A 13,938-nucleotide genomic window follows, 5' to 3' on the forward strand; every position below is an offset into this window, starting at 1 on the left:
TCAATTTTTACTGCTTCGGCCATATCTAACCTAAAGCAAGCAAATAAAATGCCAACAAATTAAAGATGTAAGAAATCCGAGAATAACTCGATAGATGATTACTTATTACGGCGGTAAAACTGTTGTGAAGCAAATTCATCCGTCATCTTTTGCTCTTTTTTCAACTCAATCGCTTGGCGCTTTTTCTCTTTATTATCGAGGAGTAACTCCACCGCCTTACGTTTTTTTTGCTTCTCAAGCCAATACTGCTGACGATAGTTTTTTTGCTTTTCACCGTCGGCGACCACTCGATGTTGCTGGGCAATGGCCTCATCGATTTGCCGAATAAAACGATGGAATTGATGATAATGACTCGCACTGATGGCTTGCCCCTGCTGAGACTGCATCTGCTTCATATAATCCAAGCGATAGTTATTTAGCGCATCAAGCTGATTTTGACGTTTTTGACACTCAAGTTGCGCTGACTTTAGCAACAGTGCAGCTTGCTCCTCTGCATCAAGGGCTAATTTTAATACGAGTAGTAGGGGATCGGCATTCGCCATAACGGCCTCGATTATTTACATTGCGCCGCAAGTTGCCCTAGCATCACTTGGCTATCGGCAAAACTAAAGGCATCACGCATGGTTTGCCGCAGAAAAGCATTCATTGCGGGTTGCAGACGTATTGCGTTATCAATCCGAGGATCACTCCCTTGCGCATAGGCACCAATCGAAATCAGATCCTTATTCTGCTGATAAAGCGAATAGGTTTGCTTGACGCGCCGCATAGCCTCAAGGTGCTCATTGGAAATCACCATAGGCGCCACCCGGCTGATTGATGCCTCAATATCGATAGCAGGATAATGCCCTGAATCGGCGAGCGAGCGAGAGAGGACGATATGACCATCAAGAATCGCCCTCGAAGCATCGGCAATCGGGTCCTGTTGATCGTCTCCCTCGGTAAGCACAGTATAAAATGCGGTGATGGAACCCTGTCCAGGCCCACCATTACCAGCTCGTTCAACAAGGCGCGGCAGTTTAGCAAACACAGATGGAGGATAACCTTTAGTTGCTGGCGGCTCACCCACTGCAAGGGCAATTTCCCGCTGCGCCTGAGCATAACGAGTTAAACTATCCATTAATAACAATACGTTATAACCTAAATCCCGAAAGTATTCCGCAATACGTGTTGATGTCTCACAGGCTCGCAGGCGCATCAGAGGAGAGGTATCGGCGGGGGCAGCTACAACAACAGAGCGCGCTCTGCCCTTTTCACCGAGGATTTCTTCAATAAATTCTTTGACTTCACGGCCACGCTCCCCCACCAACCCAACCACAATAATATCGGCGGTCGTGCCTCGGGTCATCATCCCAAGCAGCACACTTTTACCCACACCTGAGCCCGCAAATAAGCCCATACGTTGGCCCTTACCCACGGTTAGCATGGCATTGATGGCGCGAACACCCACATCAAGTGGTTCAGTAATCGCTCGGCGTGAAAGCGGGTTGATGGCATTACTGTGCCTTGGCGCTTGCTGTTCGGTAGATAACGCGCCAAGACCGTCTAAAGGCACACCATTACCGTCGAGCACTCTTCCTAACAGGGATAACCCCACATTAAGACCTGCCTGCTCCCCTAGGGGCACGACGCGCGCACCGGGTAACACGCCGCGCAGCTCTTCAATCGGCATGAGATATAATAATTCATCATCAAAACCAACCACTTCGGCAATTAACTCTCCCACCATGGTCTCGATAGAACACAAGCTACCAACGGGTGCACGACATCCACTTGCCTCTAAGGTTAAGCCGACAACGCGCACTAATTGCCCACAGGCAACGGCGCGAAACGGGGGCACTTTATCGATGTAGTGATGCAGTTTATTCTGCAGTTGATGGCGGCGATTGTGCATCTTGCTCTCCATCCTCTTGGTACTGAGCAACCAGTTCATCAGCGCCCTTTATTGACCCAGGGACGATTTTAGCGGCATTTTCCTCATCGAGGGCGGCTTGGCGCTGTTGCTGCTGCAACGCTAAGTGAGATTGTTGATTACGAAGGGATTCAAACACGGCATCAATACGTGATGAAAGGGTTAAATCTACCAAAGAACGTTGGCTGCTGATAATACAATCCCCCGCCGTTAAGCTAGGATCGGCCTCCAATTGCCATTGATTACGCGTCAATTGAGCACTGGAATATAAGGTTTCAACTAATGTCACATCATCGGGATGCATACGAAGGTTGACAGTTTGTTCCTTAATCGGGAGTGATTCGACCCCTAAGCGCAGCGCAGACAAAATTTGTTCCGGATGAGTCTTCAACTCATGACCAATCACCGATTTTGCCAGCGCCATAGTGAGTGACATTAAGGTATGCTCAATATCGCCATCAAGTAATTGCAGTGGCTTTTCAAATTGACTGAGTAACCCCTCAAAGCGGCTCAGTAATGCTTTTGCTTCGGCAAGACCCGCTTCTAATCCCTGTTCATGCCCCTGAGTGAAACCTTCTTTATGACCTTGTTCCAGCCCTTCAAGTCTACCTTGCTCTAATCCTTCGATATGGCCTTGAGTTTTACCCTCGTTAAAACCTTCTTCTTCGGCTTGGGCACGAATATCTTCAATTTCGGCCATTGTCGGTGGTGCAACGGTTTCAACGGTTACAGCTTTTGGTACTTGTTGGGCACTATAGCCAAACAGGTTAGAAATACTAACGTCTTCGGTTTCAGTTACATCGGGTAATTGCCAATGGCTGAACTCAATCTCAGCGTCGCTAACGACCCTGTGGGATAATTTGTCGTCTAACTGATTTTCGCTCCGATTAGAGGAACTCATCGCCGCCACCGCCGCCTAACATGATTTCACCACTGTCACTTAAACGACGTGCTATTGACAGAATTTCTTTTTGAGCAATCTCGACTTCGCTGATCCGAATGGGGCCCATCGCCTCCAAATCGTCACGCAGCAACTCGGCTGCCCGTTTTGACATATTGCCCAAAATCTTGTCTTTGAGCTGATCATCGGCACCTTTAAGCGCCTTCATTAATACATCCTGCTGCACTTCACGCAGTAAAGTTTGAATACCGCGATCATCCACATCGATAAGGTTTTCAAACACAAACATTAAGTCTTGGATCTGCTGCGCCATTTCTTCGTCGGTTTCACGCATCGTTTCCATCAACTGGCTTTCAACACCAGTATCCAGGTAGTTCATGATGTTAGCAGCCGCTTTTAGGCCGCCCATCTTCGCCGCCTGCGCCCCACCTTGACCTGCGAATTGTTTCTCCATGATATCGTTAAGCTCTTGCAATGCCGCAGGTTGTACTTCTTCAAGATTGGCAATACGCATCATTAAGTCTAAGCGAGTGTTTTCGGGGAACTGCCCAAAAATTTCTGCCGCTTGATCTGGCTCTAAATACGATAAAACAATGGTTTGGATTTGCGGGTGTTCATTTTGGATGATGGTAGCAACTTGACGCGCATCCATCCATTTGAGTGAGTCAAGTCCTTTAGCACCGCTGCCCATGATAATTTGTTCAATCAAATTACCAGCTTTGTCTTCACCTAACGCTGCAGTTAAGGCTTTACGGACGAACTCTTCACTATTAAAGCCAATAGATGAATACTTTTGTATATCATCAAGAAACAGCTTATGCACCCCAATGACTTTCTCTTGACCAAAGTCTTCCATTGCAGCCATCGCCATCCCCACCTTCTGCACTTGCTTAGGCTCTAAGTGCTTTAGAATGGAGGCCGCATCGGCCTCACTCAAACTTAACAGTAGAATCGCCGTTTTTTCGATACCACTGAGATCCTTTACATTAAAACTTGAGGTCTCTGCGGCGTCTTTTGATTTATTCTCAGCCATTGTCTTGTAACCAGTTTTTCACGACTTGGGTAGAAAGCTCGGGCTCATTGGCCACAAGCGCACGGATAGCTTTAATCATATCATCATCTTTATGCAGATTAGGGATAAGAATTGAGCCATCATCAGCATAACTATACTCTGCTTCTTTGGTATTAAGCATTCCTAAGGTATCGGCAGCATACTGGTCTTCAATTTCGGCAAGCTCATTACCCAGTCTGCCATCCTCCGGCATATTGACGCGATCTGGATAGATTAAGCGTTTAAGCATAGGACGAACCACTGCAAGGATAAGCACTAAAATCACTAATGCACCGACGCCTAATTTGACCGCACGCCAAAACCAAGGCTGCTCCCACAATTCAGGGGCGGGTACATCTTCAACTAATTGATCCATAAATGGCACTGTCACGACTTCTAGCACATCACCACGCTGCGCGCTGAAGCCCACTGCTCCTTCCAATAAACGGCGAATGTTAGTTAACTCTTGCTCGGTACGGGCAACGCGTGCCACTTGGCCATTTTCACCAGCAACGCCCGGTTTAAAGTCAACGGCAACCGATACACTCACACGGCGCACCACGCCAATTTGCTGACGGGTATGGCTAATCGTGGTATCTAATTCAAAGTTACGTGTCGCTTCACGGTGAGAGTTACCTGCGGTCACACTTTCAGTTGCTTTATCAGCCTCCTGCGGAATATTAGATTCCATTGGAGGTTGATTCGATAATGCGCCAGGGATCCCACCGCTCGAACCGCCGGTAGAGTTATTCTCGACCGTCATTTCACTGCGCAGTGAAGGTAAGTCAGGATTAAAACGTTTAGCTGTTTGTTCCACCGCGGTGAAATCCATACTCACATCCACTTGGGAGGTGAAATTATCAGGCCCGAGAATTGGCGATAGGATCGAATCAATTTTAGTCCGGTATTCGGTTTCTTTTTGCTGTACCAACTCAAGCTCACGGCGCGCCCTGGCTGAAACACCATCTTGACTACCAGAATTCAGTAAACGGCCATTAGAATCAGTTACCGTGACGCGAGAAGGCTCTAACCCTTGTACTGCAGAAGCGACGATATCCACGATAGCATCCACTTCACCTTGGCCTAAACCGCCACGGCGGGTATTAATCACGACGGTAGCACTAGGCTGAGCAGTGTTACGGGCAAACACGTTTTCCTTGGGGAGCGCTAAAATCACTTTTGCGCGACTCACACTTTGTAATTGTTCAATCGCGCGGGCAAGGTTTTCCTCTTGACTGTGCTTAAGGCGGGCTTGCTCCATTCTTTGACTCACACCAAAGCCACTGTCTTGGGTGAGAAAGTCTTGTTTGGACGTTGCCGCGCCATCGATACCCGCACGACTAAGCATCATTTTAACTTCTTGATACTTATCTTCCGGCACCTTAACGACATCAACATCGATTTGATACTTGATTTTATTTTTATCAAGCACATCGAGCACTTGCACCATCTCCTGAGTTTCCATTTTACCCAATGGACGATACTCAGGCTCCTGTGCCCAAATCATGACAAATACGGCTAGCGCCAAACAAATGGCTAACGCTAGAATCATAGTGATTTGGCGCATCATATCGACACCACCGAGACTCCCCAGTACGCCGGACTTATGTTCTTGCTGGACTCCTTGGTCCATGGCGCCGGCATTCGATCCGACAATCATTTCTGTGCTCACGATTCGTACCTGCTCATTGCGTTATTCACTAGCCTAAACAGGCATGCTCATGATTTCTTTATAAGCTTCAACGAGCTTATTGCGCACTTGGACTGTAGCTTCAAAGGCGACACTGGCCTTTTCACGGGCGATAACCGTGTCCGAAAGACTCACTGTGGTATCTCCCATTTCTAAACGGGTCGCGAGATTCGATGAGGTTGACTGCAAACCACTAACATTACCAATCGCTTGGGAGAGGAGTTGTCCAAAGTCTGCACCGCTGGTGTTATTCACTTGCTGCACAATATTATTGGGTGAAATCCCAAAAGAAGGCTTAATTTCACCTTGAAGTGACTGCATTTCCTGCAGTAATGAATTCGCGCCAATTTGCATGTTATGCTCCTCATCGTCGAGTTATTGACGATTAAACTCTCTAGATAAAGAGGATATGCAAAACTACGGCCAAGTTTTTTACTTGGCCGTACGGTAATGAAGTAATCAGGAAGTCAAAAATCTAAAAGGACAAACTACCAATAAGCTAACTTATTAGTAATTCCTTGTAAGACAAACGGATAGCCAAATCGATTAGCTAGGCAATTGAATACCCATATCCCGCATTCTGGCCATTTTGTATCTTAAGGTGCGCGCGCTGATCCCCAGTTTCTCAGCAACCAGCTTACGGCTGCCTTGACATTGAGCCAAGGTTTCAAGAATGATTACATGTTCCTGCGCCTTTAACTCTTCACCTAAACCCTCTGGCTCGCTCGTATATTCGGCGTCATCGGATGTTAGCGGTACATCTTGAGCATCAATAATAATGTCATTTGCAGTGATCAACGCCCCCGTGCGTAAAATTAACGCTCGCTGCACAACGTTATCCAGCTCTCGCACATTACCTGGCCAACGGTGGCTAAGTAAACGGCGGCAAGCGGCTTCATCAAACTCAGGTAAATCAGCAACATTAAGCGTCTTTGCGTGTTTTGCAAGCAAATGCCTTGCAAGGGGTAAGATGTCCGCAGGTCGTTGATTCAGTGCAGGCCAAGTGAGTGGGAATACATTTATACGATAATAGAGATCTTCCCTAAATTGCCCTGCGGCAACTACAGCTTTTAGATCCCGATTTGAGGTTGCTAACACTCTTACATCCAGCTTAATGGTTTTGCGCCCCCCTAAACGTTCCACTTCACGTTCTTGTAACACCCGCAATAGTTTCGCCTGAAGACCTAAATCCATTTCTGAAATTTCATCGAGCAATAAGGTACCGCACTGCGCCTGTTCAAACTTTCCAGGACAAGCTTGATAAGCTCCAGTAAAGGCGCCCTTTTCATAGCCGAATAACGTCGCCTCAAGCATATTTTCAGGAATTGCTGCACAGTTGATTGCCACAAAAGCCTCTTCAGCCCGACTACTGTGTTGATGAATATAACGCGCCAACACTTCTTTACCTGAACCACTTGGCCCAAGGATCATCACTGAAGCATCTGAGGCTGCAACCCGCTGTGCCAAGGACAATAACGAGAGGCTCTTTTCATCAGCCACGACTGGTTGATCACGGTTTTGTTTTAGCGGCAAATAACGGGAAACTTGGTTTAATAACACCTCAGGGGCAAAGGGTTTTGCCAGATAATCCACTGCGCCCAGCTTGATAGCACTCACGGCACTGCCAATCGTAGCGTAAGCCGTCATTAACAACACAGGCAACTTGGGATGATGCTGTTGTAAGTAATTTAATAAGCCTAAGCCACCAATCCCCGGCATTTGTACATCGCTGATCACCAGATCAAATTGATGTTGTTTTAGAGCAAGAATGGCCTCTTCAGCGGATGCCACATCGATACAGTCGTATTGTGCCAACATTAACGTATCGAGCAATGCTTCACGCAGGGACGCGTCATCTTCAACTAAGAGCAATTTGGCTTCAGACATGGGATTTCTCCAGCGGCAATACTGTGGCAGATTTCGCCTGTGGGAAAGTAAGTGAGACTGTGCAGCCTTTATTTGGCATACAGTTTAATTGAAGTTGACCACCATGATTACGCACCACAGACTGAACAACGGCTAGACCTAAACCTGTACCTTGGGGTTTGGTGGTAAAGAAAGGCTCTAACACTTTTTGCTGCATCTTAGCATCCAGTCCTTTACCATTATCGACAACATTGAGATATAGCTGATCATCTATCTGATTGGCGACAAGCTGGATCTGAGTTGCTCCCGCCTCAAGGCTGTTCATAACCAAATTATTTACGGCTGAGCTTAATGCATTCACATTCGCAAGCATTAAACCATTAGAGGCATTAGTCACAGTCAATTCGGCGCCGTGTTTAGCCACAATCGGTTCACAGTTAGCAACGACATTTTCAATAACATCATTAAGATTAATCAGTTCGCCCAGCTCATCTTGACGCCCTTTAGCCATCAGCAGCATATCGTTCACTTGACGTTCTAACTCGTTGAGTCTGTCGACTAACTTCTGCTGAAATTTAACCTTAGCAGCATCCGATAGCTTTGGACTCGCTAAATTGGCGGCATATAACAGTGCGGCGGAAAGCGGCGTGCGGACTTGATGAGCCAATGTCGCGACCATTTTACCAAGGGCCGACAAGCGCTGCAGATGGGAAAGATTTTTTTGTAATAGACGGGTTTCGGTCAGGTCTGTCAGCACGATTAACTGACCTGGCTCAGGCGTTAATGGCGTGATGGCCAGTTTGACACGTCGACCATTACGCAAAGATACCTCATGACCATCATCATCCTGAGGGGCAAAAGCGGTATGAATCACATCAATCCACCGAGCACCACACAATGACTGCTCAAGCAACTCCACTGCAACAGGATTTGCATCGGTGACAATACCATCACCATTCAAAATCACCACGCCAGAGGGCATAGCCTGTAAAATATGCTCCATCCGATTGGACATATTGGCGGCCTCACGCAGTTGGTTCCATTGTTTGCTAGTGTGCTTGAATGTTTCAAATTGCGCTAGTGGATGAGCTGACATAGTCACTCCGTCAAAAAATTGCTTCTAACGGAGTGTCTGCAGATTCTATGCCAAATTAAGAAATAAATTTAATTCGATAAATCAAATAGATAAACAATAACGATATGACTATTCTTTTGTCATGCCGTATTTGCGCATTTTCTCGACTAAGGTTGTTCGGCGAATACCTAGCATCTCAGCAGCGCGCGCAACCACGTTATCCTGCAGCTCTAACGCTTGGCGTATCATATCAATTTCTAACTCTGCCAGCAGATCTTTGAGGTTAACCCCTTCAGGCGGTAGCTCACTAGGGAAACGGGTTTCAGGAATGTCTACCGGCTCCTCACTGGTGAAAATAGAAGCAAGTGCATCACGCTCCTGCTGCTCTTCACTAAGCTCCACACTGTATTCAGGCACATCGATATGACGGTACTTTATGGGTAAGTCATTCACATCAACCAAGCCGCCAGGATATAAAATGGTTAAGCGCTCAACAAGGTTAGATAATTCCCGTACGTTACCTGACCAAGCATGTTCTTTTAATGATTCAATCGCGCGCTGCGTAAATCGCACTTTACCACGACCTTCGTTGTACACACGACTGACTAACTCTTGCAGCAGTAACGGAACGTCATCTTTGCGTTCACTTAAAGCGGGCATTTCAATCGGGAACACATTGAGACGGTAGTAAAGATCTTCACGGAACTCATTACTGCTGATCATAGTTTCAAGATCCCTATGGGTTGCCGCTACGACACGCACATCTGCGTTAATCGTTTTAGTGCCACCAACACGCTCAAATACCCGCTCTTGCAATACGCGCAACAGTTTTACTTGCATCTGCAAAGGCATATCACCGATTTCATCAAGGAATAACGTGCCACCTTCAGCGAGCTCAAAACGACCTTTTCGAGAACTAATTGCCCCCGTAAAGGAGCCTTTCTCATGACCAAATAATTCACTCTCCAGCAACTCGGGAGGAATCGCACCGCAGTTAACTGGAATAAAAGGACCATCACGGCGCTCAGATAAATAATGAATGTTACGGGCAACCACTTCTTTACCCGTTCCAGACTGACCAAGGACTAACACTGTGGCATCTGAGGTCGCTACTTGGCTAATTAAGTGACGGACATTGGCGATGCCATCACTACGCCCAACTAGGCTACGGAAAAGTTTGGTTTGATTTGCACTGGTCGGGACTTGTGGGCGTTTTACTTGCCCATAAACCTGACAGAAGTGCAGGAGTTCGGTTAATTGTGGATAGTTTAATGGCTCTTCAATGTGACCCAGCACATTCGACACTTGCAGCTCACCGACATAACCAAATAACAAAATCGGTTGCCAAGGATACTGGCTAGCAACTAACTTGAGCGCATCAGCAGACATATTATCAATACTGATCACTAGAGCACGGAAACGGGTTTCCTGCAGACAAGTGCTTAATTTTTCGATGGTGATGATATCAATCTGCTCACCCAAAAATTCAAAAATGCAACACAAGCGACTTAAGCGCTCTGATGGGGTTCCGACAAGTAAAATTCGTTGATCTGTTTGCATCATTCAGTAGGCCGTAAAGCGCTAATTAGGTATTAATTCGCATTAATTATTTATGATTAGTTGCTGTAAAAGCTTAACAAATTCAATGTAACAATCTGTGCCACCATCACTACTGTGATGAATATTGTATTATCAGCAGTCGAGAAGCAAGCTTCGAATGCGGATTCTGCCAAACTGAATTGATTTTAGTTCATTTATGCCATGATTCTAGCAACCAAAGTCAATTAATTGACACGGGACAAAAAAAGACGCACCAAACAGTGCGTCTTTTCTGATCATTTTATAGCGCTTTAGAATTTAGCGCGCTTCTACATGGGAAGAGATATTGTGTTTATCTGCAGGAATGGCGTCCCAACCTTCTTTGATAGTTCGTAAAATATCGCAAACATCATCAATGGCCTTTACATCGTTATTTAGGTTAGCTTCAGAAATCTTACGTAACATAAAATCGTATAAGTCACTCAAATTCTTAGCTATCTGGCCACCAGCATCCATATTTAAACTATTACTCAGTCCAATAATGATACCGATCGCTTTATTAATATAAATCCCTTTATTGACTAAATCATTCTGCTCAATGGCATAACGGCTTTGCGCAAGGCGCTGTAGAGCACCAGCAAACATCAACTGAATAATTCTATGTGGGGAAGCCACGGTAATTTCACTTTCAAGCGAAACCTTGCGATATGATTGCAGTGATCCTCTCATAAACACCTACCTATTTGAATCTATAGTCTCGTAAACACTGATCTGGCGCTTATTCTTACTGCTCGCATGTAATAATGCTTGCCTGTCAGCCATGATAATACTCGCCTTTTTTGTAAAGTCCTGAGTAAATTCAAGCTGACGCTGAAGATAGTTAGCATCCGTCATATTGGCATCGGCGACTAATACATTGAGTAAAAGTTGACGCTCTTCAACCATGTTCTGCAAATTTGAGACCAAGTCATCTGTTTGAGCATCCTCAGCAGGAGTTCGGTTTAGCAGTTCTAACACTTGCGCAAGTGTAATATTAAGCTCATCGAGTTGCTTCACAACAATGTTCCTTTTTACTTAAATCGATTTAGCTCTTTTTAACCGCACCAGGCAATGAGTTTAGTCGATCAACTAATCCACTACTTTGTTGGTTGAGTTTTCCAACGACAAGGTCCATCGCATTAAATTGCTTAGTTAAACGAGCGGTTAGCTGGTCCATCTTCAGTGTGAATGCCGCTCTTTGATCAGCTAAACGACTTTGCTGACTCGTATAACTAGACTGACGATCAGCAATTAACCCACTTGATTTAACATAGCTATTGGCAAGATCGTTAAACCGATTAGCAAGACCTTTATCAGGAGTTGCAAACAGTGCTTCAACGCTCGACATATCTTCGGTGAGTGCTTTATTGAGTTTTGTATCATCTACGGATAATTTTCCGTATCTGTCTGTTTTAATACCGATATCATAGAGTGCAATTGAACCACCATCCGCGGTGGGAACACGCCCACTTGCCACACTGCGAAGCTGAGATTCAATTGAGCGAATCATAGAGTCGCCCTGTAGTGCTGCTGCCGTTTTTTTGTCTTTGTCATAGGAGGACATCTTATCGATGGTCGTCACTAAACTATTGTAGGCATCAACAAAAGCTTGAACATTTGTTTTTACAGCGTCATTGTCTTGCTCAATTTTAACCGTCGTTGTTTTAGCAACATCGGCATTCGTTAAATTCAGTGTCACTCCGGTTATGGCATTTTTTACTTCATTACTTTGTGAGGTGACTTTTTGACCATCAATGTAAAGTACTGCATTTTTAGCATCTTGCAATGTCGAAGTATTGCCGGAACCAAACATATCAGTCACCCCTGAACCAGAGGCATTGGTGGCGGTAAGACTAATTTGGTTATCTTCACCGGTTTTATTTGAGCTAAACACTAACCGACTACCAGCATCACTGGTAATCACTGTTGCGGTGACCCCAACGTTATCTGGTGCTTCGTTAACTTTTTTAGCAATTGCAGCCAAAGAATCAGTAGCCGCAATATCAACTGAAAAGCTTTTACCATTAACACCAAACGCTAAACTACCCTCACCCACAGGTTGTGTGGCATCGGCAACATTGGTACCTGCAATCTTATGATTAGTTGCTACCTGCTCAACTTTAATCCCATAGCTACCTGCTTGAGCTGTTTTTTCAGCTTTGGCGCTAAGGTATGCATCAGTACTAACAGAAATTTTCCGTTGATTTAACGCGTCGCCAGTTTGAAGTTTCTTAACGGCATCCTGGAACGTAGACAACGCACTTTTTAAAGTTCCCATCGCAGAAACTTTTGCTTTGATGCTGTCTTCCGTCTTGTTGAACATCGCTTCTTTGGGCGCTTTCTCGGCATCCACTAACACCTTTACGATGTTAGAAATGTCTAAACCAGACCCCATACCTGTCGCTGTTAATGCCATACAAACCTCTTACTCATCAACGGATAAATTACTGTGTGAGTTTAAGCTTCTGTTTTCATTAACAGACCTGTCACTTCTGACAGTTTTTCTGCTAATTTCAGTGCTTCCTCACTGGGCATTTGTCTAATGACATCACCAGTATCTCTATCCAAGACTGTCACAACTGCTTGACCTGAATTTTCATCAACTTTAAATGCAAGCCCTTTACGCATCATTGACATCATATCGGAAAGTTCAGTCGCCACTTGGGTTAACTTTCCAGGATTTTGTTCATCTTCTGTTCCACTTTGCTCAGTAGACTGTTCAACAGCTGATACGGCAGCATTGCGTTTTAATTCAACATCCGCCGTCGGTGTTTTCAGTGGTACTTGAGCCAAATCAACACGGTTTGAGACCAGCATTGATGTGCTTGCTATATTGATATCCATAGCTATACCTCACCATCAAAAGCATTTGTCTTTTATACAGCCTAACAAACACTATAACTTAATGACCATTTATGTGGCAAAGGGAGATCCGTCGCCGAACCTCCCTTATAACCTTATGCTTCAATAGATTATTAAAGCAGTGATAAGGCCACTTGAGGTAGTTGGTTAGCTTGCGCCAACATTGCTGAACCAGTTTGTTGCAACACTTGGTTCTTGGTCATTTGCGATGTTTCTTTCGCAAAGTCGACGTCCACAATACGGCTCTTCGCATCGGCAACGTTTGCTTGGGTGTTAGCACTGTTACTGATGTTATGGGCTAAACGGTTTTGGATAGCACCTAAATCCGCACGTTGAGCGTCAATAGTTTTGATTGCAGCGTCGATTTTCTTTAAAGATGATGCTCGGGCAGCTGATGTCGTATTTCCCAAGGAGCCGACAGATAAAGAAGCTTTATTACTAGCTTTTACAGTTACTTTAATATCTTCGCCGTCTTGTGCGCCAACTTGGAAACTCTTACCAGCAGAGAAGCCACCCGCTAACAGCTTAGTTGTACCGAATGCAGTGGTTTTACCAATTTCATCGATTTCATTGGCGAGTTGATCCATTTCAGCTTTTAGTGCGGTTAAGTCAGCTGAACTGTTGGCACCGTTTTCAGACTGAACAGTTAAATCACGCATACGTTGTAGCATGTTAGTTTGTTCTTGCATTGCGCCTTCAGCAATCTGTGCAATCGAGATCGCATCGTTGGCGTTACGCATACCGACTTCTAGGCCACGAACTTGGCTATTTAAGCGGTTAGAAATAGAAAGACCCGCTGCGTCGTCTTTTGCGCTGTTAATGCGCAGACCACTGGATAAACGTTCCATAGAAGTGGCCAAATCGCTAGCGGAAGTATTTAAGTTTTTCTGTGCTTTTAAAGATGTGACGTTAGTGTTAACTGTAATGGCCATGATCGTTTCCTCTTTAATACCTGGCTTGTCTAAACTTGCCTGTCTACTTAAGCCAGGCGGGTCTTAGTGGTTAC

The 13,938-nt window shown here is 45.3% G+C and carries 14 protein-coding genes; all 14 read right to left on the reverse strand.

What is annotated here, in order from left to right; all coding sequences use genetic code 11:
• Nucleotides 1–98: 98 nt before the first annotated feature.
• On the reverse strand, nt 99–542 hold the full coding sequence (gene fliJ, locus H9J30_RS01500) for a flagellar export protein FliJ (protein ID WP_240129380.1): 444 nt from the start codon (nt 540–542) through the stop codon (nt 99–101).
• A gap of 11 nt (nt 543–553) precedes the next feature.
• A complete protein-coding gene (gene fliI, locus H9J30_RS01505; RefSeq protein WP_240129381.1) occupies nt 554–1,891 on the reverse strand; it encodes a flagellar protein export ATPase FliI in 1,338 nt (445 codons plus the stop codon).
• Nucleotides 1,860–2,810, reverse strand: coding sequence for a flagellar assembly protein FliH (gene fliH / locus H9J30_RS01510; protein WP_240129382.1), 951 nt, complete (start codon nt 2,808–2,810; stop codon nt 1,860–1,862). The genes fliI and fliH overlap by 32 nt, the downstream gene beginning before the upstream one ends.
• The gene (gene fliG, locus H9J30_RS01515; RefSeq protein WP_240129383.1) at nt 2,797–3,843 is read right to left on the reverse strand and encodes a flagellar motor switch protein FliG; all 1,047 of its coding nucleotides are present in this window, start codon (nt 3,841–3,843) and stop codon (nt 2,797–2,799) included. Before fliG ends, fliH begins: the two co-directional genes overlap by 14 nt.
• Nucleotides 3,836–5,521: a flagellar basal-body MS-ring/collar protein FliF gene (gene fliF, locus H9J30_RS01520; protein WP_240130042.1), complete on the reverse strand. Its 1,686-nt coding sequence runs from the start codon at nt 5,519–5,521 to the stop codon at nt 3,836–3,838. Before fliF ends, fliG begins: the two co-directional genes overlap by 8 nt.
• A 45-nt stretch (nt 5,522–5,566) precedes the next feature.
• Complete coding sequence (gene fliE, locus H9J30_RS01525; RefSeq protein WP_011625692.1) at nt 5,567–5,905, reverse strand: flagellar hook-basal body complex protein FliE; 339 nt, start codon at nt 5,903–5,905, stop codon at nt 5,567–5,569.
• A gap of 192 nt (nt 5,906–6,097) precedes the next feature.
• A complete protein-coding gene (locus H9J30_RS01530; protein WP_240129384.1) occupies nt 6,098–7,438 on the reverse strand; it encodes a sigma-54-dependent transcriptional regulator in 1,341 nt (446 codons plus the stop codon).
• Nucleotides 7,431–8,513, reverse strand: coding sequence for a sensor histidine kinase (locus tag H9J30_RS01535; protein ID WP_240129385.1), 1,083 nt, complete (start codon nt 8,511–8,513; stop codon nt 7,431–7,433). The genes H9J30_RS01530 and H9J30_RS01535 overlap by 8 nt, the downstream gene beginning before the upstream one ends.
• 108 nt (nt 8,514–8,621) lie before the next feature.
• Nucleotides 8,622–10,055 (reverse strand): sigma-54 dependent transcriptional regulator, encoded by a 1,434-nt coding sequence (locus H9J30_RS01540; RefSeq protein WP_240129386.1) that lies wholly within the window; start codon nt 10,053–10,055, stop codon nt 8,622–8,624.
• Nucleotides 10,056–10,349: 294 nt separating this feature from the next.
• Nucleotides 10,350–10,760, reverse strand: a complete 411-nt coding sequence (gene fliS / locus H9J30_RS01545; protein WP_240129387.1) for a flagellar export chaperone FliS — start codon at nt 10,758–10,760, stop codon at nt 10,350–10,352.
• Between the two features lie 6 nt (nt 10,761–10,766).
• A complete protein-coding gene (locus H9J30_RS01550; protein ID WP_240129388.1) occupies nt 10,767–11,087 on the reverse strand; it encodes a flagella biosynthesis chaperone for FliD, FliT in 321 nt (106 codons plus the stop codon).
• A gap of 28 nt (nt 11,088–11,115) precedes the next feature.
• Nucleotides 11,116–12,486 (reverse strand): flagellar filament capping protein FliD, encoded by a 1,371-nt coding sequence (fliD, locus tag H9J30_RS01555; RefSeq protein WP_240129389.1) that lies wholly within the window; start codon nt 12,484–12,486, stop codon nt 11,116–11,118.
• A 41-nt stretch (nt 12,487–12,527) separates the two neighbouring features.
• The gene (locus H9J30_RS01560) at nt 12,528–12,914 is read right to left on the reverse strand and encodes a flagellar protein FlaG (protein WP_172590035.1); all 387 of its coding nucleotides are present in this window, start codon (nt 12,912–12,914) and stop codon (nt 12,528–12,530) included.
• A 131-nt stretch (nt 12,915–13,045) separates the two neighbouring features.
• Nucleotides 13,046–13,864 carry a flagellin N-terminal helical domain-containing protein gene (locus tag H9J30_RS01565; protein WP_240129390.1) on the reverse strand — a complete coding sequence of 273 codons (819 nt, stop codon included), beginning with the start codon at nt 13,862–13,864 and terminating at the stop codon, nt 13,046–13,048.
• Nucleotides 13,865–13,938 lie beyond the last annotated feature (74 nt).

The sequence above is a fragment of the Shewanella cutis genome (assembly GCF_022410515.1).
Classification (GTDB): Bacteria; Pseudomonadota; Gammaproteobacteria; order Enterobacterales; family Shewanellaceae; genus Shewanella; species Shewanella cutis.

Bases quoted from the DNA above. Each gene is read 5' to 3' on its own strand.
- fliJ (WP_240129380.1), bottom strand. From the start codon at position 542: ATGGCGAATGCCGATCCCCTACTACTCGTATTAAAATTAGCCCTTGAT.
- fliI (WP_240129381.1), bottom strand. From the start codon at position 1,891: ATGCACAATCGCCGCCATCAACTGCAGAATAAACTGCATCACTACATC.
- fliH (WP_240129382.1), bottom strand. From the start codon at position 2,810: ATGAGTTCCTCTAATCGGAGCGAAAATCAGTTAGACGACAAATTATCC.
- fliG (WP_240129383.1), bottom strand. From the start codon at position 3,843: ATGGCTGAGAATAAATCAAAAGACGCCGCAGAGACCTCAAGTTTTAAT.
- fliF (WP_240130042.1), bottom strand. From the start codon at position 5,521: ATGATTGTCGGATCGAATGCCGGCGCCATGGACCAAGGAGTCCAGCAA.
- fliE (WP_011625692.1), bottom strand. From the start codon at position 5,905: ATGCAAATTGGCGCGAATTCATTACTGCAGGAAATGCAGTCACTTCAA.
- H9J30_RS01530 (WP_240129384.1), bottom strand. From the start codon at position 7,438: ATGTCTGAAGCCAAATTGCTCTTAGTTGAAGATGACGCGTCCCTGCGT.
- H9J30_RS01535 (WP_240129385.1), bottom strand. From the start codon at position 8,513: ATGTCAGCTCATCCACTAGCGCAATTTGAAACATTCAAGCACACTAGC.
- H9J30_RS01540 (WP_240129386.1), bottom strand. From the start codon at position 10,055: ATGATGCAAACAGATCAACGAATTTTACTTGTCGGAACCCCATCAGAG.
- fliS (WP_240129387.1), bottom strand. From the start codon at position 10,760: ATGAGAGGATCACTGCAATCATATCGCAAGGTTTCGCTTGAAAGTGAA.
- fliD (WP_240129389.1), bottom strand. From the start codon at position 12,486: ATGGCATTAACAGCGACAGGTATGGGGTCTGGTTTAGACATTTCTAAC.
- H9J30_RS01560 (WP_172590035.1), bottom strand. From the start codon at position 12,914: ATGGATATCAATATAGCAAGCACATCAATGCTGGTCTCAAACCGTGTT.
- H9J30_RS01565 (WP_240129390.1), bottom strand. From the start codon at position 13,864: ATGGCCATTACAGTTAACACTAACGTCACATCTTTAAAAGCACAGAAA.